This window comes from Leptolyngbya sp. 'hensonii', from assembly GCF_001939115.1.
Classification (GTDB): Bacteria; Cyanobacteriota; Cyanobacteriia.
Genome location: NZ_MQTZ01000007.1, coordinates 1 through 23,732, shown reverse-complemented (window position 1 = coordinate 23,732; position 23,732 = coordinate 1). Strand labels below are relative to the sequence as shown.

The 23,732-nt window shown below is 53.6% G+C and carries 20 protein-coding genes; 10 read left to right on the top strand and 10 right to left on the bottom strand.

From position 1 onward, the window contains the following. Positions 1–657: 657 nt before the first annotated feature. Positions 658–1,656 (top strand): methionyl-tRNA formyltransferase, encoded by a 999-nt coding sequence (gene fmt, locus BST81_RS03090; protein ID WP_216351192.1) that lies wholly within the window; start codon positions 658–660, stop codon positions 1,654–1,656. A 7-nt stretch (positions 1,657–1,663) separates the two neighbouring features. On the opposite strand, the gene BST81_RS03085 is transcribed toward fmt, so the two are convergent. Next, positions 1,664–2,026, bottom strand: a complete 363-nt coding sequence (locus BST81_RS03085) for a DUF6464 family protein (protein ID WP_075597085.1) — start codon at positions 2,024–2,026, stop codon at positions 1,664–1,666. A 151-nt stretch (positions 2,027–2,177) separates the two neighbouring features. Here BST81_RS03085 and lpxA point away from each other — a divergent pair, with 151 nt between their 5' ends. The 3 genes from lpxA to BST81_RS27895 all read left to right on the top strand — a co-directional run bounded on the left by lpxA (position 2,178) and on the right by BST81_RS27895 (position 4,613). Next, positions 2,178–2,996 (top strand): acyl-ACP--UDP-N-acetylglucosamine O-acyltransferase, encoded by an 819-nt coding sequence (gene lpxA, locus BST81_RS03080; protein ID WP_075597084.1) that lies wholly within the window; start codon positions 2,178–2,180, stop codon positions 2,994–2,996. Between the two features lie 40 nt (positions 2,997–3,036). After that, positions 3,037–4,275, top strand: coding sequence for an LL-diaminopimelate aminotransferase (locus BST81_RS03075; RefSeq protein WP_075597083.1), 1,239 nt, complete (start codon positions 3,037–3,039; stop codon positions 4,273–4,275). 182 nt (positions 4,276–4,457) lie between these two features. Beyond that, positions 4,458–4,613, top strand: coding sequence for a hypothetical protein (locus BST81_RS27895; RefSeq protein ID WP_171974650.1), 156 nt, complete (start codon positions 4,458–4,460; stop codon positions 4,611–4,613). Between the two features lie 351 nt (positions 4,614–4,964). Here BST81_RS27895 and BST81_RS27890 read toward each other — a convergent pair whose 3' ends face one another. Further along, positions 4,965–5,150 carry a hypothetical protein gene (locus BST81_RS27890; RefSeq protein WP_171974649.1) on the bottom strand — a complete coding sequence of 62 codons (186 nt, stop codon included), beginning with the start codon at positions 5,148–5,150 and terminating at the stop codon, positions 4,965–4,967. A 110-nt stretch (positions 5,151–5,260) separates the two neighbouring features. Here BST81_RS27890 and BST81_RS03070 point away from each other — a divergent pair, with 110 nt between their 5' ends. From BST81_RS03070 to BST81_RS03060, 3 genes are all read left to right on the top strand, one after another. Beyond that, positions 5,261–5,878, top strand: a complete 618-nt coding sequence (locus tag BST81_RS03070) for a glutathione S-transferase (RefSeq protein WP_075597082.1) — start codon at positions 5,261–5,263, stop codon at positions 5,876–5,878. Between the two features lie 8 nt (positions 5,879–5,886). Then, entirely contained in the window at positions 5,887–6,498 is a 612-nt protein-coding gene (locus BST81_RS03065) for a pyridoxamine 5'-phosphate oxidase family protein (RefSeq protein WP_075597081.1), read from the top strand. Positions 6,499–6,571: 73 nt separating this feature from the next. Further along, on the top strand, positions 6,572–7,003 hold the full coding sequence (locus BST81_RS03060) for a nuclear transport factor 2 family protein (protein WP_075597080.1): 432 nt from the start codon (positions 6,572–6,574) through the stop codon (positions 7,001–7,003). Between the two features lie 37 nt (positions 7,004–7,040). Here the strand turns inward: BST81_RS03060 and BST81_RS03055 are convergent, their stop codons facing one another. The 3 genes from BST81_RS03055 to gyrA form a co-directional block, all read right to left on the bottom strand. Next, positions 7,041–7,598 (bottom strand): OmpA family protein, encoded by a 558-nt coding sequence (locus BST81_RS03055; RefSeq protein ID WP_083636629.1) that lies wholly within the window; start codon positions 7,596–7,598, stop codon positions 7,041–7,043. A gap of 208 nt (positions 7,599–7,806) precedes the next feature. After that, complete coding sequence (locus BST81_RS03050) at positions 7,807–8,064, bottom strand: chlororespiratory reduction protein 7 (RefSeq protein ID WP_075597103.1); 258 nt, start codon at positions 8,062–8,064, stop codon at positions 7,807–7,809. A 52-nt stretch (positions 8,065–8,116) separates the two neighbouring features. Beyond that, positions 8,117–10,789 carry a DNA topoisomerase (ATP-hydrolyzing) subunit A gene (gyrA, locus tag BST81_RS03045; RefSeq protein ID WP_075597078.1) on the bottom strand — a complete coding sequence of 891 codons (2,673 nt, stop codon included), beginning with the start codon at positions 10,787–10,789 and terminating at the stop codon, positions 8,117–8,119. 187 nt (positions 10,790–10,976) lie between these two features. On the opposite strand from gyrA, the gene BST81_RS03040 reads away from it, so the two are divergent. Then, on the top strand, positions 10,977–11,774 hold the full coding sequence (locus tag BST81_RS03040; RefSeq protein ID WP_075597077.1) for a tetratricopeptide repeat protein: 798 nt from the start codon (positions 10,977–10,979) through the stop codon (positions 11,772–11,774). A 77-nt stretch (positions 11,775–11,851) separates the two neighbouring features. On the opposite strand, the gene BST81_RS03035 is transcribed toward BST81_RS03040, so the two are convergent. Both BST81_RS03035 and BST81_RS03030 read right to left on the bottom strand, forming a co-directional pair. Continuing rightward, entirely contained in the window at positions 11,852–12,073 is a 222-nt protein-coding gene (locus BST81_RS03035; protein WP_075597076.1) for a hypothetical protein, read from the bottom strand. A 125-nt stretch (positions 12,074–12,198) separates the two neighbouring features. Beyond that, positions 12,199–13,116, bottom strand: a complete 918-nt coding sequence (locus tag BST81_RS03030; RefSeq protein WP_075597102.1) for a S1 RNA-binding domain-containing protein — start codon at positions 13,114–13,116, stop codon at positions 12,199–12,201. A 227-nt stretch (positions 13,117–13,343) separates the two neighbouring features. On the opposite strand from BST81_RS03030, the gene BST81_RS03025 reads away from it, so the two are divergent. Beyond that, complete coding sequence (locus tag BST81_RS03025) at positions 13,344–14,120, top strand: mechanosensitive ion channel family protein (protein WP_075597075.1); 777 nt, start codon at positions 13,344–13,346, stop codon at positions 14,118–14,120. A gap of 44 nt (positions 14,121–14,164) precedes the next feature. Here BST81_RS03025 and BST81_RS03020 read toward each other — a convergent pair whose 3' ends face one another. From BST81_RS03020 to BST81_RS03010, 3 genes are all read right to left on the bottom strand, one after another. Then, positions 14,165–14,950, bottom strand: coding sequence for a DUF928 domain-containing protein (locus BST81_RS03020; protein ID WP_083636627.1), 786 nt, complete (start codon positions 14,948–14,950; stop codon positions 14,165–14,167). 46 nt (positions 14,951–14,996) lie between these two features. Next, positions 14,997–16,943, bottom strand: coding sequence for an adenylate/guanylate cyclase domain-containing protein (locus BST81_RS03015; protein WP_075597073.1), 1,947 nt, complete (start codon positions 16,941–16,943; stop codon positions 14,997–14,999). Between the two features lie 194 nt (positions 16,944–17,137). Next, positions 17,138–23,539, bottom strand: coding sequence for a filamentous hemagglutinin N-terminal domain-containing protein (locus BST81_RS03010; protein ID WP_216351191.1), 6,402 nt, complete (start codon positions 23,537–23,539; stop codon positions 17,138–17,140). Here BST81_RS03010 and BST81_RS28360 point away from each other — a divergent pair. Beyond that, on the top strand, positions 23,526–23,732 hold a 207-nt coding region (locus BST81_RS28360), incomplete at its 3' end, for a hypothetical protein (RefSeq protein WP_216351190.1). The two genes, BST81_RS03010 and BST81_RS28360, sit on opposite strands and share 14 nt — an antisense overlap.

Genomic DNA, 23,732 nt, shown 5'->3' with positions numbered 1-23,732 from the left:
CTGAAAACAATCCTCTTTTCGGTACCGATCATTTTTCGATGAAGATTCAGTAACAAATATGCGAGATGTCATTGTCAATAGATGCTTAACATGGGGCCAAAGCCCTTGTCAAAAGACAATTAGTCAAACCCCAGTTCCCGCAATAACTGAAAAATTCTGCTGGGCGGATCAAAGAAGAGCGATCGGGATCTCTAGTCTTTTAAGACCCTCACTCAAGTTGAGCAACTGATTGACTGACAAAACTGTTCATGTTGGGTGGAGCAGAGCGAAACCCAACCTTGTCAAGGGTTTACCTTGGGTTTCGGATCTCACTTCAACTTAGGATCACGAATTAAATAAGATGAACCATTGGGGTGCAGGGGCAACGCCCCTGCTTGGGGGCTTTGCCCCCAAACCCCTACTTTATTTAATTCTCATTTCTTAGTGGATTTTAAGGGTTTCAGGAGTTTTGTCAGTCAATCAGGTCGGGTACATGTCACCTTTGCCCTCACCCTAAATCCCTCTCCCAATTTGGGAGAGGGACTTTGAAATGATTCGGCTCCCCTTCGCCCTTTTTGGGAGAAGGGGCTGGGGGATGAGGGCTAGAAAGCATCACTGCAAAAGTGACATGCTCCCAATCAGGTTCAGCAGACTATCGATTGATATAGAATCTTCAAAATGATCAAAATTGTCTTCTTTGGCACCCCAACTTTCTCCGTTCCCAGCCTGCAGAAACTGCTGGCGGATGACCGATTTCAGGTAGTGGCGGTAGTCACCCAACCCGATAAGCGGCGGGGACGGGGGAATGACCTGATTCCTTCCCCTGTGAAAGCTGTGGCGGTGGAGCAGGGCATCCCGGTCTGGCAGCCCAAAAGCGTCAAGAAAGACCCTGAGACACTGGACAATCTCGTTGCAGCCCAGGCAGATGCCTTTGTGGTCATTGCCTACGGTCAAATTCTGTCCCAGCAGATCCTGGATATGCCCAGGTTGGGCTGTATTAACGCCCATGGTTCGATTCTGCCCCAGTATCGAGGAGCTGCCCCCATCCAGTGGTGTCTCTATCAGGGTGAGGTGGAGACAGGCATTACGACCATGCTGATGGATGCTGGGATGGATACGGGGCCAATGCTGTTGAAGCGAACGGTGCCGATCGCGTTGCTGGACAATGCCCATCAATTGGCCCAGACTTTGGCTGACCTCAGCGCTGCATTGCTGGTGGAAACCCTGCTGCAACTGGAAGCTGGGCAGGTTCAACCCGAGCCACAGGATGCCGCCCAGGCCACCTATGCCCCCCTGATTCGTAAGGAGGATTATGGCTTGGACTGGTCCCGATCGGCGATCGCCCTCCACAATCAGGTGCGGGGGTTCTTCCCAGACTGTGTGACCGTCTGTCGGGATGTGCCCCTCAAAGTCATTGCTACCGCACCTCTGGGGCCTGGGTTCTGGTCCCAACTTCCCCCAGCCCTGGCAGCTCTGGAGTCGGATTGGTCGGCCCTCTCCAGCACTATTTTTCGACCCGGGGCAATTGTGGCGGTGGTGAAAAACCTGGGCCCGATCGTCCAGACGGGGGAGGGGTTGCTGCTGCTGCGAGAGGTCCAGCCCTCTGGCAAGCGCATCCAGTCCGGCTGGGATTTTGCCAATGGGGCCAGATTACAGGCGGGAGAGCGGCTACAGTAATTGAAAGCTACTGCTCATAATGGCGGCACCCGGAACAGGGGCCTTCAGGATGGACCGCACAGCGGAGGATTTCAGAACGGGCATTGAAGCGGCATGTAGCGTCTCCGATCACCCAGAGGCCGTTGATCAGGCTGGTTTCATTGGGTCGCTGGGCTGATTGAACATATAGGGCAACCTTCTGCAGGCGATAGCGGCCAGATTTGAGATGATAGCGATGGTGGCGTTCCAGAACAGTGTAGGTCTTGCCTTCAAGGTCCAGATAGGCACCCGGTTGGGGAGTCCAGTCTAATATCACATGCCCCAGAGACTGCCTGGAATGGGTCAGAATGACTTCTGTTGGCAGATCAGGTGGCGTAGAAGATTGCTCCATGAAAATCCCATGATGTGATGTGGCACACAGTAGAGAGATTCTACCCTACCCCTTACCCAGATCAGGCTGATATTCAGATTCACTTATGACTTGGGGCAGCTTTACCAGAAAATAGAGTGTTGAGAGTTTTGTGTTTGCAGGGAGAAGAGCCATGACCATTCATCCAACGGCAGTAATCCATCCGGATGCCGTGCTGGGAGAGGGGGTGGTTGTGGGTGCGTTTTCATACATCGATCGCCAGGTCCAGCTTGGCGATCGATGTGTCATCAGTCCCCATGTCACGATTCTGCCCTATACGTCCCTGGGCATGGAGTGTCAAGTCCATGCTGGGGCCGTCCTCGGCGATTTGCCCCAGGATATGGCTTATCAAGAAGCAGAAAGCTATGTCCGAATTGGGAACGGTTGTGTGATTCGGGAAGGCGCAACGATCCATCGGGGAACTCTGGCGGGTTCCGTCACAGAGGTGGGGCACAACTGTCTGTTGATGGCCTACAGCCACCTGGCCCACAATGTCAAACTGGGTAACCAGGTGATTGTGGCGAACAATGCCCTGCTGGCAGGCTATGTCGAGGTTGGCGATCGGGCCTTTATCAGTGGCAATTGCCTGGTGCATCAGTTCACCCGCATTGGCAGACTGGCCATGATGGCCGGGGGCACCGCCGTCCAGAAGGATGTGCCTCCTTTTTGTATTACCCGCAGTCTCAGCACGAACACGGTGCTGAACCTGAATGTAATTGGCCTGCGACGAGCCGGGTTTACGGCAGAGCAACGATTAATCTTGAAGCGGGCTTTCTCCTTGTTGTATCGATCGGGGCTGACTGTATCTCAGGCAGTAGCTGCCATGGAGGCAGAATTTGCCCCCGACCCCCTGGTGATGGAATTGTGCCAGTTTGTCAAATCCTCCAAGCGGGGAATTTGCAAATCCCTGGGTCGCTCCCGTTACGACAGCAACGATGATGATAATGATTAATGCCGACCTTTAATTTGGACCTAACTTGTAACCGTTCATCATGGCAACCATTAACGACAATTACCTCAAACTGAAAGCGGGCTACCTGTTTCCGGAGATTGCCCGTCGGGTGAATGCCTTTGCTGAGGCGAATCCTGATGCCAAGATTATTCGTCTGGGCATTGGTGATGTGACGGAACCTCTGCCAGAAGCCTGCCGGACAGCCATGATCAGAGCTGTGGAAGAAATGGGCGATCGCTCGGGCTTTAAGGGCTATGGTCCCGAACAGGGGTATGCCTGGTTGCGAGAGAAGATCGCGGCCCACGACTTTCAAGCCTGGGGCTGTGAGGTCGATGCCTCCGAAATTTTCATCTCCGATGGCTCCAAATGCGATACCGGCAATATTCTCGATATCTTTGGGGACCGCAATACGATCGCCGTTACCGATCCGGTTTATCCCGTCTATGTGGATACCAATGTCATGGCTGGCCATACGGGGGCTGTGAACGATCGGGGGGAATACGAAGGACTGGTCTACCTGCCGATCACAGCAGAGAACCACTTCACGGCTGAAATTCCGACCCAGAAGGTCGATCTGATTTATCTTTGCTTCCCGAATAATCCCACGGGGGCAGTGGCCACCCGCGATCATCTGCAAGCCTGGGTAGACTATGCCCGCAGCCACGGATCGATCATCTTCTTTGATGCCGCTTACGAGGCGTTCATTACCGATTCCAGCCTGCCCCACTCCATCTATGAGATTGAAGGGGCCAGGGAGTGCGCGATCGAGTTCCGCTCCTTTTCCAAGAATGCCGGATTCACGGGCACCCGTTGTGCCCTCACCGTTGTGCCCAAAACCCTGACCGGGAAGGCGGCTGACGGATCGGATGTGGAACTGTGGAAGCTCTGGAATCGGCGTCAGTCCACCAAGTTCAATGGGGTGTCTTACATTGTGCAGCGGGGGGCTGAGGCTGTGTACAGCGACGAGGGGCAGGCTCAGGTCAAAGCCCTGGTCAACTTCTACATGGATAATGCCCGGATGATTCGGGAGCAACTGACGGCTGCCGGTTTGCAAGTGTATGGGGGTGTCAATGCCCCCTATGTTTGGGTGAAGACACCCAAGGGGCTATCCAGTTGGGATTTCTTTGATCAGTTGCTTCAGACTGTAAACGTGGTGGGAACGCCTGGAGCCGGGTTTGGGGCAGCCGGGGAAGGCTATTTCCGCATTTCTGCTTTTAATAGCCGGGAGAATGTGGAGGCTGCGATGCAGCGGATCACGACTAGTTTTAAGGTGGCGTAGCGCCACCAAACCCATCCCGGCCCTCTCTCCTAGCGCCCAGGCTCTGCCGGGGTGCCCCTGCCGTCATCCAGCGTCGCAGCATCTGGTTCCCAGCCAGAGTCTGGGAACCAGGGACACACCAGGGAACTGCCGTAGTCTCCTAGCGCCCAGGCTCCTAGCGCCCAGGCTCTGCCTGGGTGCCCATGTCGTCATCCAGCGTCGCAGCGTCGCAGCATCTGGTTCCCAGCCAGAGTCTGGGAACCAGGGACCCCAGGGACCAGAAACGTCGAGTGCAAAGGGCGATCGTTCAGGTTCAGGTTCTGAGCTGTAATGCTGGACTTCAGAGTGAGATCGTTTAGGTTCCGCAGGAAAAACGTCGAGTGCAAAGGGCGATCGCTTGGCTTCAGAAGTGCAATGTTGGGGTTTCAAGGGCGATCGTTCAAGTTCCGAAGGGAAAACTCCGAGTTCAAAGTACGATCGTTCGAGTTCACAGGGAGATCGTTCGAGTTCCGAAGGGGAAACTCCGAGTCTCCTAGCGCCCAGGCTCTGCCTAGGTGCCCCTGCCGTCATCCAGCGTCGCAGCATCTGGTTCCCAGCCAGAGTCTGGGAACCAGGGACCCCAGGGAACTGCCGTAGTCTCCTAGCGTCCAGGCTCTGCCTGGGGGCCATACCCACCCCTGCCCTGGGGGCCACCCCTCCCGAGAGGGGATTTAATTTTCTCCCCGTCTCCTAGCGCCCCGTCTCCTAGCGCCCAGGCTCTGCCTGGGTGCCCCTGCCATCATCCAGCGTCGCAGCATCTGGTTCCCAGCCAGAGTCTGGGAACCAGGGACAGCACTCGATCGCATGGACCTGGAACCTCGATCTAGATCCCGTTGACTGTTCGCGGGTTGATGCATGGGTTAACCCACGTCCTATTGGTGGGTTGACATTGTTCCGAACGTTCGGTACAGTCAGCATATCCCGATCGTTCGGTGCTCATCCCCCCCCCTATATGGAGACTGTCCCCATGATCCAACTCTATGGCCACGACCTGTCTGGCAACAGCTATAAAGCAAAACTGATGCTGTCCTTACTGGACTTGGATTACGAGTGGATTAAAGTCGATTTGCTGAAAGGAGCCCACAAGCAGCCTGATTTCCTGGCCCTCAATCCCTTTGGGCAGGTGCCTGTCCTGGTCGATGGGGATATCGTGTTGGCGGATGCCCAGGCAATTCTGGTGTATCTGGCGCGGCAGTATGGTGGAGACCAGTGGCTGCCCCTGGAGGCTCTGCCTCTGGCGCAGGTGATCCGCTGGCTCTCGACAACAGCGGGAGAGGTGCGTCAGGGTCCTGAATCTGCCCGACTCTATCACCTGTTCAAAGTCACTAACCTCGACCTGGAACGAACTCAGCAAAAGTCAACGTTCATTCTCACCCAACTGAATACCCACCTGGCCGATCGGGACTGGCTGGAACTGGGCCATCCCACGATCGCGGATGTGGCCGTGTTCCCCTATGTGGCCCTGGCTCCCGATGGCAAGATTGACCTTGCCCCCTATCCCCATCTGCTGGCTTGGATTGATCGGATCAAACACCTGCCCAAATTCATTGGCATGGCGGGAATTGAAGCACCCGTACCGGCATAGGAGGAACCATGCCCCGCAAGTTTGGAGAGATTGCTTTTACCCCTGAGGTGATGGCGGCGCAAACGGAGCGCGGGTCCCGGCAGACCTACGAGCGCTATATTGCCAATGGGCCTGCCCATGATTCCATCACCCCAAAACTGGAGGACTTTATCGCCCAACTGGATGGGTTTTACTTGGGTACCGTTGGTTCTAATGGTTACCCCTACATTCAGTTTCGCGGGGGGCCACCGGGATTTCTGAAGGTGTTAGATGAGAAAACCCTCGGCTTTGCTGACTTTTCCGGGAATGTTCAATACATTACGGTGGGGAATTTATCTGGCGAGGGGAAGGCGTTCCTGTTTTTGATGGACTATCGTCACCGTCAACGGATTAAGGTCTGGGGTCGGGCTCGCATTGTAGAAACAGATCCGGCTTTGATTGAGCAACTCCGTATGCCGGATTACCCGGCTGAAATTGAACGGGCCATTCTCTTTCACGTCGAGGCTACCAGCGAAAACTGCCCCCAGCACATTCCCATTCGCTACTCGGAAGCAGAAGTGGCCACGATGCTGCTGCCTTTGCAGACTCGAATTGCAGAACTGGAACAACAACTGCAGGGGCATGATGCTTCTGCCCTCTGATCCCCATGGAGATTACGGTACAGGCGTTGCAGGCAACGCCGCTTGTTCCCTACTATTCAGGAGACTATGAACCATGACCGACAGCCGCCCGCCCTTCCCTCCCTTTACCCTCGAAACTGCCAAGGCGAAAGTGCAGGCAGCAGAAGATGCCTGGAATACCCGCGATCCGGAACGAGTGTCCCTGGCTTACACCGAAGATTCAGTCTGGCGGAATCGGGCTGAGTTTTTTACCGGGCGGGCCAAGATTCGCGAATTTCTGACCCGAAAGTGGAATACCGAGTTGGACTATCGCCTCAAGAAAGAACTGTGGAGTTTCACAGACCACCGGATCTCGGTCAAATTTGAGTATGAATATCACACGGATTCAGGCCAGCGGTATCGCGCCTATGGCAACGAACAGTGGGAGTTCGCGCCCAATGGGCTGATGCAACGCCGGGAAGCCAGTATCAATGATGTGCCAATTCAGGAGTCCGATCGCCAGTTTCGTTGGGACCGACCCCAATAAAACCCCGCGACAAAATCAGGCATCCAATGACCCATGTCTAATCAGGCTCAATCGTAATCTCAATTCGCCGATTGCGTTGCCGATTGGAGTTACTGGTGTTCTCGGTGAGGGGATAGCTGCTCCCGTAGCCCAGAATTACCCAGTGATATCCTTCCTTCACCCGACTGGCAAGATACTGTCGAATGGCCAGGGCCTGCCGCAGGGATAGTTCAGAATTGTCTCGACTGTTGCCAATATCATCGGTATGGGCTGCAATCCGAATCGTGGCCTTCTGATAGGGTTGGAGCTCGGGTAAAATGCTGTCCAGAATCGGTTGGGCTCCTGATCGCAACAGACTCTGACTATCGTTAAAGAGAATGTCACTGGGCAGCGTAACTCGGAAAGGGTCGGGTTGGGGGAGTAAGCGAAAGAGTTTTTCGACCAGCGGTTCTGTGGCAACCTCTGATGGATAAACCGCAGCAAGCAGGGTCCCTCCCAGAAAGGCACTACCACACCCGGCTGTGAGCAGAAGCAGTCTGCCGACCCAGATCAGCAACGATCGGTCTAATCGGCGAGACGTAGTCCGTGGACGTTCCGGTGCAGAGGATGGCGTCATAACGAATACCCCTTCACTGAAAAAATGCTACCAGGATTGAACAGACAAAGGTGATCGGCAGGGCAGCGGTGGCAGCCGTACCATCCGAGAGAACACAACTCCACAGGTATTCAATCCAACAGAGCTTAAGCTATACACCCGTAGTGTTTTCCTGTGATCTACACCCCAGGTGTAGAGGCAGTATACTCCAAATTCTCAAAAGGTGGGGCTACTTTTCCAGACGGACTGCATACCACTGGAGGAATTGTCCGGGGGCGACATCGAATTCGCAGGACGTATCCAACAGGTATTGGGCCTGGGCTGCGATCGAGGGTAATGGTTGTAAGTCTCTAGGCAAATCATCCTGACAGCCAGCCAGAACCTGCTTCAGCTTCTCCAGGAGTTCTGCTGCTGTCAGGAATTGCTCAGGCTGGTTAGGTTCCAGCACCACGAAATGGTCCTGGCGGTACATCATGGGATCAGGCATGGGGAAGGGAAGGTAATGGATAAGGGGCAATGGTTTGCCCCAACCCTGGATATTATTCTGCTTCAGGTTCAGTTGAAACGTCGGCGTCAGGGGTAACCGGAGAGCCCGCATCAACATCAGTTGGAAGGTTCGCTTCCAGCGAAGCCGCATCATCACCATCGGTGATGGGCACGAGCGCTACAGCCGCGATCGTGTCATCTTCATCCAACCGCTGAACCCGCACCCCAGTAGCAGAGGGGGATTGGGACGAAATCGCATTCACGGCCTGCCGGATAATGATGCCCCGAGTAGTCACCAACATCAGTTCATTGTCTTCGTTAACGATACGGAGGGCAACCAGTTGATCCTGCAAAGAGCGGGACTTGAACTTGGTCACAATCTTGCCCCGACCTGCCCGCCTTTGCAAGCGGAAACGGGAAACAGGTACCCGCTTGCCATAGCCGTTGGCGGTAATCACCAGAATCCAGGGTCCTTGAGCCGTGGCGAGGGTGGGGTCCTCTGCTTCTCCTGCTTCCCCTTCCTCCAGATCCTGCTCTTCCAGGTCCTCCGCCTCTGAATCTTCCAGATCCGTCTCTTCAGCCAGGGGCAGGCTGGCAACGATCGTTGCGGGCAGGATATCCATGCTGATCAGCCGATCTCCCTCCTTCAGTTTCATAGCCCGTACCCCCCGCGTTCCCCGCCCGATCGGGCGCAGTTGCTCATGATCGGCCCGGAAATGAATCGCCATCCCTCCACTGGAACCGATGATGATACTGTCATCGACGCGGGCCGGTCGGACCCAGCGCAGGTGATCTCCTTCTTCTAGGGAAATTGCGATCAGGCCATTGGTGCGAATGTTACTGAAAGCGGTCAGGGCAGTCTTTTTAATGAACCCTCCCGAAGTCAACATCACCAGGTATTCATCATCGCTAAATTCCGCAACTGGAATCAGGGAGGTGATTTTCTCATCCCTGGGAATGGGCAACATCTGCACTACGGGCACCCCTCTGGCCGTGCGGGAGGCAGAAGGAATCTGATAGGCCCTGAGGCAGTACACAATACCCCGATCGGTAAAGAGCAGAATGCTGTCGTGATCCCGGCAGGTGATGAAGTGTTCGACCCCATCATCCTCCTTCATGCGTGTGCCTGCTTTGCCTCGCGTGGCACGACTCTGGGCTTCAAAAGCATTCAAAGGCATTCGTTTGATGTAGCCCTGTTCCGTCAGCAGGATAATGGCCCGCTCATTGGCAATTAGGTCCGCATCGCCCAGTTCATCCTCCGATTGTTCGATCGTGGTCCGTCGGGGGGTGGCATGGACAGTGCGTAACTCGGTAACTTCTGTTTCAATAATCTCCAGAATGCGTTCTCGTCGAGCCAGGATATCCTGCAGGTTGACAATCCGGGATTGCAAGTCGTCATGCTCCTGGTGAATTTTCTCCGCTTCCAGGGCCGTCAAACGGCGGAGTTGCATCTGCAGAATCGCATCGGATTGGGCCTCCGACAGGCCGTAGGAGTCGATCAATTCTTGCCGAGCAGTGGGGGCATCAGCGGCGCGTCGGATCGTGGCAATGATGGCATCCAGATTAGACAGGGCGATTAACAAGCCCTGCAGGATGTGATCCCGCTCCTCTGCCTTCCGCAGTTCGTATCGGGTGCGTCGGGTAATGGTCTCAATCCGGAAATCCAGGAAGACACTGAGCATCTGCCGCAGGCTCATGGTCTGGGGTTCCCCATTGACCAGGGCCAGCATATTCACTCCAAAATTGGCCTGCAGGGGGGTCTGTTTGTACAGGTTATTGAGCACAACACGGGGATAGGCATCCCGCTTCAGCTCGATCACAATCCGCATGCCATCCCGATCGCTCTCGTCCCGAATATCGGAGATCCCATCCAGGCGCTTGTCATTGACCATTTCGGCGATCTTTTCAATCAGAGCGGCCTTATTGGTCTGATAAGGTAGCTCAGTGACGATGATGGCTTCCCGATCGGGCCGTCCCCGTTGTTCAATGGTTTCGATCGTGGCTACCCCGCGCATGGTGATGGAGCCGCGCCCGGTCTGATAGGATTCCCGAATGCCACTGGTGCCCAGAACCTGCGCCCCCGTGGGGAAGTCCGGGCCAGGGATATATTGCATCAACTCCAGATTGGTGATATCCGGGTTTTGGATCAGGGCAATCAGCCCGTCAATCAGTTCCCCCAGGTTATGGGGGGGAATATTGGTGGCCATGCCTACGGCAATTCCAGAGGACCCATTCAGCAACAACTGGGGAATGCGGGCGGGCATGACCAACGGTTCCTGGGTAGAGCCATCGAAGTTATCCCCAAAATCGACCGTCTCTGATTCAATGTCCTGCAGCATGGCGGCGCTGGTCAGGGGTCTCAAGCGACATTCGGTGTATCGCATGGCGGCAGGAGGGTCATTGTCGATCGACCCGAAATTGCCATGGCCATCGATCAGGGGAGCCCGCATTGAGAAATCCTGGGCCATCCGTACCAGGGCATCATAGACGGCAGTATCTCCGTGGGGATGGTACTTCCCCAGGACTTCCCCGACCACACGGGCACATTTCCGGAAGGGGCGATCGGAGGCCAGACCCAACTCATGCATGGCGTAGAGAATGCGGCGGTGCACTGGTTTGAGCCCATCCCTCGCATCCGGGAGCGCCCGACCCACAATTACACTCATTGCATATTCCAGGTATGAGCGGGACATTTCGTTCCGCAGGTCGGTCGGGACAATAGTCATAAACTGGCTGCTTCCAATTGCTAAACGATGCGATTCTGCTAATATTTTAACACATCATCACGATGTCATGCAGGGCTGAAACCCTGTCAGGGCAAGGGTTTCAGTTTCGGGTTATTTGAGGTGTTGCACCACCGTTGGATAGTTTTGCTGGGCCGCCTGTTTTACTGACGTTACATTGGACATCCCTATGAAGGTTATCTCACAATCCACAGTTCTCCTGAGTGCGATCGTTCTTCTGACTGGGGCTGTTGCTGTCCCAGGCTCTGCTCAGGTTCCTACAGTATTGCTAGCCCAGGCCAGTGCCGGAGACCTGGTAAATCGGGGGGTGGATAAAGCAGAAAAAGGAGATTTGCAGGGGGCGGTGGCAGATTTTACAGAAGCGATCCGCCTGAATCCCAGCTATTCTCTGGCTTACAATAACCGGGGCAATGCCTATTCTGCTCTGGGAGACGAAAAGCGGGCCATTCTGGACTTTACGAAAGCCATTCAGATCAATCAGAACTGGGGCAATATCAATCTCCCAGTTGCTTACTACAATCGGGGGATTTCTTACCGGCGGCAGGGGAATTTCAAAGCTGCAATTGAGGACTATTCGACAGCCATTCGCCTGAATCCTAAGTATGTGGATGCCTACCTGAATCGGGGCGTGGCCAAACGCCGTCAGGGAGACATCAAAGGAGCCCTGAACGATTACAATGCAGCGATTCGAATCAACCCCAATTTGCCGGAAGGTTACTACAATCGGGGCATTCTCTACTACATGGATAAAAAGTACAAAGACGCCATTGCAGAATATGCTCGGGCGATCGAACTACGCCCTGATTATGCAGATGCCTACTTCAATCGAGCAATTGTTTATGCCAATTTGAACGATCGCAAAACTGCGATTAAGGACTTACAGACTGCTGCCGAAATTTATCAAAAGAAGGGCGATAGTAAAAACTACAAGGATGCGGTTCAGTTCATTGATCAACTGCAACGCTAGGGAATCAGTGAAGTGCCCTGCCTCTGATTGAGCTGGTGATCTACTCGCTTCCCGCCTGGGAAAGGTGATCTATAAACCTATGAATTTTCTGCTTTGGTGATTAACTTCTTGAGCTGCATATAGGCTTCTTCGGGGGTGAGGGCTGTCCCTTCTTTGTCATTGGGAATGTAAAATTCGCTACTGTCGGCAAAATAGTGAATATAGAGGCTATGGATGAGGCCCAGCCTGACTGCTTTTTTGCCCAATTGTTCGGCGGCCTCTGCCAGAGAAGGCCCATCGTGAAACTCATGTTGACTCATACTGAAAATCTCCAGGTTCGAGCTGTAACAATTATCCTCGACAATGCAGAAAAAGTTCAAGACCGGGCATGTTAAATCAGCCCAGTCTTTGGCCCTCTTCAGCTTCTGATGTTTTTATTGCAACACTAGCCCTCTTCTCCGCTGCGCAGCAGGTTTTTACGGACTTTTTCCATCCGTGACTCTGCCTCTTCCATCACCGTAGCGGTTTGTTCCACCATTTCTCCGGGGAAATTTTCCAGGACTCTCGTTGAAAGGGAAATTCTTCCCCGTTGTTGATCCAGGTCCGTAATCACCGCTTTAATCGGCTGACCCACCTGGAATAGGTCTGTCAGGGAGGCAATATAGTTCTTACTGATCTGATTGATGTGGAGCAGACCGGTCGTTCCCTTGAATTCAACGAAGACCCCAAAGGGTTTAATCCCCGTGATCCGGCCTTCAATTAATTGCCCCGACTCTAACTGACCAATGCTGGCGGCACGGGTGGCCTGTCGCTGGGAGAGAACCAACCGATTCTGATCCGGGTTCACTTCTAAAAAGCTCACGGTCAGGGTCTGACCTTTCAGGGTGTCCAGATTGTCTCGCTCAACCAGATGGGATCGGGGGATGAAGCCTCGCAAACCCTGCACATCCACCATCACGCCCCCCTTGTTCAGGCCGCTGACTCGAACCGCGATCGTTTCTTCGTTGGTCTGCATTTCAGCCAGTTGGGCCCAAACTTTCTTCAACTCCAGGCGACGGCGAGAGATCGTGATCTGACCCTCAGCATTTTGCTCCCGGATGATCATGAACTCTTGCTCTTGCTGCAACGGCAAAATCTGGGATAAATCAGTTACCTGTCCCAGAGAGGCTTCCGCAATCGGCAGAAAAGCCAGGGATTTTCCCCCAATGTCCACATAGGCCCCATCTCGCTCATAGTTGTGAACCTTGCCCCGCACAATCTCACCAGTTTGGAACTGATAGTCCTGTGCATCCAGGGCTTTGGCAAAATCTTCCATGGAGAAGGCGGGCTGACCAACTTGAGAACGGGTTGACTTTGAATCCATGAGAACCATTGAGCTGTAGATACTAAGATGGAACAGGTTTTCCCATGTTCCAAGTTTTTCCACTATAGTCAATCCCCTTCAATCTTGCATCTCATCTCCATTGAAATTGGGATTGGAATCCATGGGTTTACCCGCAGGGACGGGGTGATCTCTCTCCCTGGAGAGGATGTGTGTATGCAACACCTGCAGGGAAGCTAGGATGAAAACGCATTATCAGGCTTAAAACCATGGCTGACCTTTTTCCATTGTTAGCGGTTGATGTTCCAACGGTAATCACGACGGACCTTGCCAGACTGGCGATTCCTGTAGCAACTCGCTGCCTCTGGGCGATCGGGATTCTGATCATTACTCGCTTTACCATTCGTATTGTGAATCGCCTGGCCCGTCAAACCCTGGGGCGCATGGAGGCTACCCTGCGGAAGTTTCTGGTTCAGGTGGCCGAGATTCTGACCTTGATGGTAGGGATTCTGGCGGCACTCAATGCCTTGCAAATTGAGACAACGACAGTAGTGGCTGTTGTGGGGGCTGCCGGTCTGGCTGCTGGTCTGGCTTTGCAGGGAACTCTTTCCCATTTTGCGGCTGGGGTGATGCTGATTATCCTGCGACCCTTTGAAGTGGGGGATGTGGTGGAAGGGGCTGGAGTTGAAGGGATGGTGGATGGAATTGGCCTCTTCTCCACCACCCTGATTACGGCAGATAATATTCGGATTACTGTGCCCAATAGTAACCTGTTTTCTACCACCCTGAAGAACAAGACGGTGTTAGGTACAAGACGAGTGGACCTGGAGATCGGCATTGGCGATCGCCCGATCGATGCGACGATTCGAGACCTGATCAAGATCGCCCACAACCATACCCTGGTCTTACCGGAGCCTCAGCCAACCTGCGAGGTGACCGCTGTGGCGGTGGATAATACAGTGCTGACCTTACGGCCCTGGTGCCAGGCGGAGCATTATGCCCAGATCAAGTCCGATCTCCAGAAACAGATCAAAGAGTTACTCTGACTCTGGTCCCCCTCCGACTCTGAAGGGCATCCTAAGGTTCAACGTTATCGACGCTCGGCGGCGGCAATGTCCTTCAACCCGGCCTGATCCAGCATACGAACCAGTTCAGCTTGAATTGGCTGCGATCGGGGAACCGCAAGCAGGGTGGAAATGGCGTCATACCAGTATCCGGATTTCTGGTAGAGACGAGCCTTCGCGATGATGACACCGGGCGTTTGAGTATTTTTGCTCAAATCCTGGATTGCTTTCACCAGGTCTGCCGTAGGGGCGACACGGGTCAGCTCCATCTTTTCAAAGGCGTCTTGGGACCGGTCCTTCGTATTGCAGATCAGGGAGACCGTCAGGGTATAGACCTTGCCCGGAACCAGGGCCGCGCTATTGGGGATGGAAAAGCTATTGAGTTTTCGAGCTGTGATTTGTTTCAGCGGAATCTCTTGGGACAATAGTTCTTTTTCGGTTTGCTGGTCATCAATGCCAACTTCAAAAGCACGGGAAACGGTCGTAAACCAGGGGATAACGGGTGTATCCAGGGTGGTTTCCATCTTGACCCCCTGGGGTTGCAGGAGCTTCACAGCGGCCTGAGGTTCGTTCACACAATTTCCCCGCTTGCCACCCGATCGACTCTCATTGCTGAGGGTTCCTGGCTGGTTTCTGGAGTTGGTGTTGCCAAGTTGCTTGGGAGCCGCCCCTGTATTGGCCAGTTGCGGGGTTGAGGCTTGTCCCTGCAGGGGGAATTTTGGGCCTGCCAGCGCGATCGTTGAGAAACCACTGAACGTGGATACCAGCAGAGCTGACATGAGAAGGGTTGAAAATCTGGGAGAGTATGCCATAGGAGTATCCTGTGTGTGCGTGACAATGCCGTAATTGCAGATAGGCTTATCGATCGTCAGTCCGGGTCTGGTAACTGAGCGACGCAGGCTGATCTACCAAAACCTGGTAAATCTTTGAATTCTGCTGTCGTCCTTTCAGTTGTGCTGTACCAACGTACTGGGTAGAAAACTTGCCCTGGATGTAGTGAAATGTGACTTCATCAATCAAAATGCGGCATAACCCGGTGTCCATCGATTTGTTGTAACTTTCAAGACGGGCTGCCACATTCACGCTGTCGCCGATGGTGGTGTAATCCAGTCGTTTCTGGCTACCCAGACTTCCCGTAATCACCTCCCCAGTGGCAATGCCAATTCGCATGTAGGCGAGGGGTTGTTGTCGAGCCTGCCACCGCTGGTTAAGCTGCTCCAGGGCTCTTGCCATGGCAATAGCGCATTGAACGGCATGACAGGCATCGGCAGCAACTGCCGCTGTGGTTGTTCGGGGGATCGGGACACCAAAAATAGCCATCACTGCATCGCCAATCAGTTTGTCAACAATTCCACCATGTTCCAGCACAAGCTGCACCATGGCCTCCATATATTCATTCAACCAATCCATCAAACTTTCCGGGCTTGTCCGCTCTGTAATACTGCTAAAATCTTTCAAATCTGTAAACAAAACGGTGGCCGTCATTTTCTTCCCGCGCATTCGCCCTTCCGCCATCACCTGTTCCCGGTTCTGCCAAATCATTTCAGCCACATCGGGAGTAACATGACGACCAAATAGCGTCATCACCAACTGCCGCTCCTGATGTTCCAAACTCGCAACGTAGAGGGTGGTCAGGATGCTGGCGGTCAGCAAGGCTAGAGTGGGGGGGATGAGGGGAATCCACCAGTGCATCAGGAATGCCAAATAGCAGCTCCCAAATAGCCCCAACTGGAGTACGAGCAGGGCTGGAATCAGGTGGCGGGGCGATCGAAGTTGCCAGCTTAAGAATGTCCCAATGATGCCCCACACAATGATCCACAGGTATTTCACAGGTTCTGGCCAGCTTCGAATGGAGGTTTCTCCCTGCTGGGCAGTATTGAGGATCTGACTAACCATGGTGGCATGGACTGCCACCCCCAGCATATTGACGGCTGTCCCCGTGCGATAGGGGGTCAGAAACGTATCATCCACGCTGGGGGCTGAATATCCAATCAGGATGACCCGATTGCGAATAAAGTTTTCGGGAACCCGATTTTCCAGGACATCGGTCAGCGTGGCTGTGGAAAAGCCGCCCCGAGCGGCTCGGTAGTTAATCAGGAGCAGATAGTGCTTGTCATTGGTGATGACATTCACATAGCCGCCATCATTGGACCAGAGTTTGACCAACCTGCCATTGCCAATTTGCAGCATGGAATTGGTCCTGAGATTTTCAGGCTGGGGGAGAGCAATGCCCTGCTTTTGCAAATAGAGGGCAGCCAGCTTCATACTAAATCCTGTCTCTACCGTACCGTCAGGGTTGGACAAATACAGTAACCCACGTCGAGTGATCCCATCCGCGTCATGAAACATATTACTCAGACCCACTTGCTGGGGTGGGAGAGCTGGAGGTGGGGCAATATTATCGGCAGGGGTATCGGAGCGAAATGCGATCCCAATTAAATTGGGAGTGGCCCTGAAGGTTTTTTCCAGTTCCGCATGACCAGGAGGAACGGGAATATCCCGCACAATATCGAGGCCGATCGCTGCCGGTCGCGACTGGTTGAGTTTTTGAATCAGGCGAGCCAGAACCCCATCTGGAATTGGATGTCCATGGGTGCGAATGTCTTCTTCCGAAACCTCGATGATCAGAATTCGTGGATCTGTGGATTGGGGTGGTTTTATGCTAACGAACTGGTCATAGGCTGCCAGTTCCAGAGGTTGTAGCCAACCCACTATCCGGGCCAGTGCAATCACACTGGTGACCATCGGCACCATCAACAGGACACCGGCCCATTCTCTTAAGTGTTTTTTGAGCTTCACCGGCATCGATATTCATCCCAATGCGTTTTAGAGAATTTGTTCTGTATCAGACGCAAAAATCATGTAATTGACCTTACTATTGCACCCCTTCAAAGCATTGCTCCAGACACCCGGATGAAACTGCTAAAAGTGGTCAGATTGATACCCAATGGATTGGAATTGCAACCGCTGATTTCCGACCCAGCATTAATACAACGCCCCTAATGACAAACGACTTCCCCCACCCCTGGAATCTGCATCGTTTGAGCATTGCTTGCCAGGAGTACCCTACCATCCGCAGTGCGGGAAACGCCTCTGGCTTCCCGGCGGGGCTGCTCGATCGAAACTTCTGGAGGGGCAATGTTAGACCCCGTGGTGGGGTTTCCCGTCGGATTCTGCAGGGGTTGCAGGTCACTCAGGGGGTAGCTCCCGCCTGGGAGGTCGTAGGGGGTGCGGACCAGACCACCCGTACCCGTGATCACAAAGCTGCCCTGGGTGGCGTTCTGGCGAGCCTGACAACTGCGGGAAATGGCCTCATCCGGATTGACCAGATTTTCTGATAAGGAAGTCAGGGAATTTTGCAGGAAGGTGAAGTCAGGGACCAAAACTGCACCACTGACACCAAACCGGGAGGAAGCGGAGATATCCACGCGCCCGTTGTGCCGGAAAGGATTCAGGCTTCCTGGATTGGGCTTCACGAAGGCAAAGATATCGGCGACAAAGGCCGGAGCATTGATGGTAATCTGGCCCCCATCCCCAAACTCGGCGTTGGCCAGAATATCACTGTCTTCGAGAGCCAGGAACACATAGGACTGAATCAGGATACTGCCGCCATTGCCCGTGCCGTCAAACACGCTACTGATGATGGGGCTGCTATTGCGTAAGCGAATGTCTTTGGCGGTGATGAAGATCTGGCCGCCCCCACCTTGCTGGGATTCAGCGGAAATTTCGCCGCCACTGGCCCGGACGATCGGAGACTGAATCGTAATCATCCCGGCATCACCTGTGCTCTTACTTTTGCTGTTGATGCTGCCCCCATTCAGCTCCAGGGTATCCCCGACCTGAATACTGATACTTCCGGCACTTTTCGTCCCTAGTGTAGAGGTGGCAATTTCGGCGCCATTCCGAACCAATAAGGTGGGGGTTGTGACCTGAATGTTGGCCGGAGTGCCATTGGTGCCAGTTGCTCCAGCAAACAGGCCCCCCGGCCCATTCAGATCGACCATTTGGGTAGCCACGATCGTAATAATGCCACTGAGTCCATTTTCCGTCGAAGTTGAGATGTCGCTGTTCTGAGCGGTCAATGTGTTGAGATTGGTGAAGGTGATGTTGCCACCTTTGCCGCCGATCGTAGACGCAGTAATGCTGGAATTACCTTGCAGGATCATCAAATTTGCAGTGCTGGTGATATAACCCGCTGTGCTGCCAAAATCATTGGATTTCGATGCAGTGGAAATTTCGGAATTATTTTGCAAGCCCAGGGTCTGCGTATTCAGCACAATGTTGCCCGCTGTACTGTTCCCTGTTGCACCCGTTGCAGCCAGACTGAAGGTGGCATTATTCAGGGCGATCGTGGTGGCTGCGGGGCCACCCTCATTCACCGACAGGTTTCCGGCTTTACCCGTTTCGGTGGCGGTGGCGATCTGGCTATTCTCAGCAGTCAGAATATTGAGTTTGGTAAAGGTAATGTTGCCGCCCTGACCGGCCTTGGTGGAGGCGGTGATGCTGGAGTTACCCTGCAATATGAGGGTGTTGGCTGTACTGGTAATGAAGCCAGCGCTGCTGCTGGGAGCATTGGATTTCGATGCAGTGGAAATTTCGGAATTATTTTGCAAGCCCAGGGTCTGCGTATTCAGCACAATGTTTCCTGCTGTGCTGTTCCCTACCGCACCCGTTGCAGCCAAACTGAAGGTGGCGTTATCCAGGGCGATCGTGGTGGCTGCGGGGCCACCCTCATTCACCGACAGGTTTCCGGCTTTACCCGTTTCGGTGGCGGTGGCGATCTGGCTATTCTCAGCAGTCAGGATATTAAGTTTGGTAAAGGTAATGTTGCCGCCCTGACCGGCCTTGGTGGAGGCGGTGATGCTGGAGTTGCCCTGCAGGGTGAGGGTGTTGGCTGTACTGGTAATGAAGCCAGCGCTGCTGCCGGGAGCATTGGATTTCGATGCAGTGGAAATTTCGGAATTATTTTGCAAGTCCAGGGTCTGCGTATTCAACACAATGTTGCCCGCTGTACTGTTCCCTACCGCACCCGTTGCAGCCACACTGAGGGTGCCATTGTTGAGCGTGATGCTATCGGCAGGTGTGACGCCCTCGTTGATAGACAGATTCCCAGCTTGTCCTGTCCCTGTAGAAGCCTTAATCGTAGATTGCTCAACTATTGAATTGCCAGTCAAAATTAGATTTTGGGTCTTGAGGGTGATATTGCCAGCCTTGCCATTGCCCGTTGCTTCCAGAGAAATACTGCTGGCTCCTTTCAGTTCGATCGTATTGGCAAGGTTCCCAGCGGCTTCTACGGTTAAGTTACTGCTGGGTTTTGTCGGATCGCCATCCACGATCGAGGCCAGAATAGTGGAATTATCCAGGAATAAATTTTGAGTGTTGAGGAGAATATCTCCTGCTGTACCTGTGGCTCCATTTGCTTTCACAGATAAAGTGGAATTGATCAGGGTCACGCTCTGGGCAGGTAGAGGGCTGAAGAAGGAATTAATGTATACAACACCAGCCTGTCCCGTTTCTGTCGAAGCAGAGATTTCGCTGTCCGTTAATTCCAGGGTGTTTAGACCGAATAAGGCAATGCCAGAGTTAGGGGCAAGACTACTATCAGCAATGTTAGAAGCAGAGATTTGTGATCCATTTTGCAGCGTGACTTGAGGAGCCAGAATGAAAATTACCCCACCCTGACCTGTAGGGCCAGTTGCTTTGACAGAAAGAGTCCCCGCTCCAGTTGGGTTTCCTAACTGGACGGAATTTGCCAGCACTTGAATGGTTCCCGCACGCCCAGTGTTAGTACTTTCGGAGTTAATTTTTCCCCCTCCATTTACTTTGAGGTCCCCAGTGGCAATAAAAATGTTGCCAGCGTTCTTACTGGTTTCCGTCTTGGCTGTGATTGTGCTGTCTGTAACGGTGACGCTGGCAGGGGCCGTAATTGTAATCAGACCTGGATCCCCATTTCCTAGAGTGGCAGCATTGACTTCAGAGGTGGACTTGAGAGAGATTGTGCCACTAGCTAGGGTCACGTCCCCCCCTTGACCACTGGCTCCTGGATTGACAGTGGTCAGGAGTTTGCTGTTAGTTAGATCGATCGTGCCCGTATCGGGAGTGGTCAGAGTGATGGCTCCCCCCGCTTTGGTGCCAGAAGTAGAAGCATTGATTTGAGCCAAATCCAGAGCGATGGAATCACCCTGCAAATCAATTGTTCCGCCTTTGCCTCCGTCAGGGTTAGGAATCACCCCGACCGTACTGGCTGTACTGGCATCAAGTTTAGCGTTACTGGAAATCTGAATAGTATTTCCTTTGATGAAGATATCTCCACCTTTACCACTAGCACTGTTACCAACCGTAGTTGTGACCTGGGTCGTTGCCCCCTTGATATCAATTAAGGAGGTCGTTGTTGCATCTCCAATAGAGATCACCCCTCCATCTCCGCTGCCTAAGGTGTCAGCATTAACCTGAGAACCAGACTCAAGGGTAATAGTTCCACTATTCAGAGTGACATCTCCACCCTTGCCACTGCCCCCTACGTTAACGGTGGTCAGGAGCTTACTGTTGGTCAGGCCGATCGTTCCACTATTCGGAGTGGTCAGGGTGATAGCCCCCCCCTCTTTGGTGCCAGAGGTAGAAGCATTGATCTGAGCTGAATCCAGAGTAATAACCTCACCTTGTAGATTAACCTTGCCACCCTTGCCACCGTCAGGATTGGGAGTAGCTCCGACTGTACTGGCTGTACTGGCATTGAGTTGAGAGTTATTGGAAATTTGAATAGCGTTTCCTTTGACAAGGATATCTCCACCCTTTCCTTCTGCACTGCTGCCCACGCTGGTCAGAATAGTGGATTTGTTGATTTCAACTGCAACAGTTGTTGCATTCCCAATCAGGATTGAGCCCCCATTTGCTTTGCTGTTAAAGGTCAATTCGGCATTGAGTCTATAATTAACAATCTTAATCGTGTCCCCCACAATCTCAATGTTGCCAGAGGTTGAATCTCGCTCCAGGGAAAAGGTATCTGAGTAGATAGTGGATGAGAAGCCTGACCCATCACAGGCTGCCGTACTGCAGATTTCAACAGCACTCTGCGGTGCAGAAATCAGCACACCACTGCTGCGACTTTTCTGGTCTGTCCCTGTGTTGGTAGCAGAATCAAAGCCAGCCGTGTCTATCGTGGAGCCAACAATTTTAATTGCAGGATCGGCGGTACTGGCATTACTATTGGCCAGAATTTCGACCTTACCCCCGATCGCTTCACTGGCAGAGGTTGTGATTGTACTGTTGGTAATCAGGATTTGCCCGTTAGCCGCCTGGGTTTCAATTCTGACCCCACCAGAATTGACCCCTGTTTTAGGTTGAGTGAAGATGGAACTGTTCGTCAGGGTAATGTTGCCTGCAGTGGATTCAATGGTTACAAAGCCGGTTTGGGTCGAGGTCGTGTTGCCTGTTGTGATCGGGGCATTTGTCAGGGTGATATTTCCAGGAGCCTGCAGAATCACAGGGCCACCGTTGGCAGAACCATTCTGAACCGTTTTAATGGCCCCGGTGATGTCAATGCTGGCCAGGGTGGGTGGTGTTGGCGGGTTGGCTGTTGAAGTAAAGGAAGCTCCGCCACTAGAGACAGATGAGACGGCTGGAGCTACAGCCGGTGGAGGCACAATTCCCAGGATGTTGCTCGTATTGGGGAGATTCAGTTGAGCCAGGGGAACGCCAGCTTTCAAAATCAGGGCAGCGCTGCTGCCCAAAGTGGGCACATCGGGATCACCAGAGACACTGATATCAGCAGCGGCACCGTCTACCTTAAACCCACTGACGGTGATTGTAGAGTTGACTAACGTATCCTGGACGTTCATAACGCCAATCCCCAGGGAAAAGGTAGCCGTGTTGACGGTGTCGTTATTCAGAAGGGTGACAGCCTGAGTCCCAGACTTGATTGCGCTTGCAGTATTGGCCAGAGTAAATGCCTGATTCTGTTGCTGATCAGCCAGGGCAGGGACTGGACCATCGCCAAGGTAGAATTTATCTGGGCCTGAAACTGTGTAAAAGGCGAAGTCTTTGAAAGTATTGGTCGGGCTTGTGTTTTCACTGGTAGAGAAGGTCCAGTCAAAGGAAACGACTTTTTTGCCGGGGGTAACAGTCGTTCCATCATCCACGGCCAAGGGGACACCAAACTGCAACTTGATCGCCGAACCTGTAGTTGGGGTTCCATTATTGCTGCCTCCCACCGTGCTCGCATTCAGTTTTCCGGTTAAATCTCCAGATTGGTTGGACAGATACCCTTCCAGACTGCTGGCACTATTAGAAGAACTACTATTATTTATCGTCCCGGAGCTAACGAAGTTGCCTGTCTTTGCAATGGTGACATTGCCTGTGGATTGCAAAACTCCATCTCCACCAAAGGTGGTATCGGGTCCAGTAATTGTAATTGCGCCCGTGACGGTAATGCTGCCTGCTGCTTCCACTTTCAGAGAGGGGCCGGTGTAGCTGCCAAACTCAACATTGCCGGTGGAACTGATAATCGGGTCATACAGGCTGAGGAAGGTTCCCGGTTGACCAGCCAGATTCACGATCGAGAAATTGCCTGCAGCCGCATAGCGAGCATCACCAGAGACGGGACCGTTGCTGGCCAGGGTCATATTGCCCAGGCTTTGAAACGGGGTGCCAGGGTGGTTCAGGGCCAGGATGTCAACGGCCTGGTTGCCCTGGATCAGCATATTCCCGCCGGAGAATGCCAGGAAAGGGGTCTGGACACTATCCCGGATCTGCACGGTGTTATCGGCCAGCAGGGTCATATTCCCGGCGGTTACCAGTTTGCTCTCCTGCAGCAGCAGATTATTCCCGGCTTGCAAAAGGGCGGATTGGGCCGTCAGTTCTCGAACGGAGGCATCGCCCAGAGCAGCAACGGTGACCTGACCATTGGGAGTATTGAGCGCTCCCGTGCTGGTGACATTGTTCCCAATCAGGGTCAGGTCTTTGCCGGTAGCCAGGGTTCCCTGGTTGGTGATGTTGCCGGATGTTCCCTGGAGGGCGTTCAAGAACATGGCGGAGGGTTCCACGGCCAGCAGGTTACTGGACCCCGGATCGGAGGCGCTGAAAGAGCCTTTATCCCCCAGGGGAATGCCGGAGGCGGTGGTTCCAACGAAGGAGCCGGTCACGTCCAGGCTGGAGTTGGGGCCGAAAACAATGCCTTTGGGATTGACCAGAAACAGGTTGGCGTTGCCTACCACCCCCAACCGTCCCTGGATGATGGAGGGTGTATCCCCAGTCACCCGGCTGAGGATGTTCTGCACCCCGGCAGGGGTGGCGAAGTAGGCTCCCTGGCCTTGGCCAACGCTGAACTGGCTGAAGCTGTGGAAGACGTTGATGCCGCGCACGGCTCCCCCTTCGATGCGATCGCTGGGAATGCCTTTGATCACGTCGGGGACAACGATCGAGGTTTCGCTGCCGAGGGTGCTGTCGGGGATGACCTGGGCGATTTGGGTGGGGACGGTAGGTGACGCTGGGACAGGATTTTTGTCGGGGCGATCAACCGTGATAGAGACGCGATTTATCGCGTCTGTACTGGGGTTGGGGGAGGGTTCGGGGGCGAGATCGGTCGTATCGCTCTCT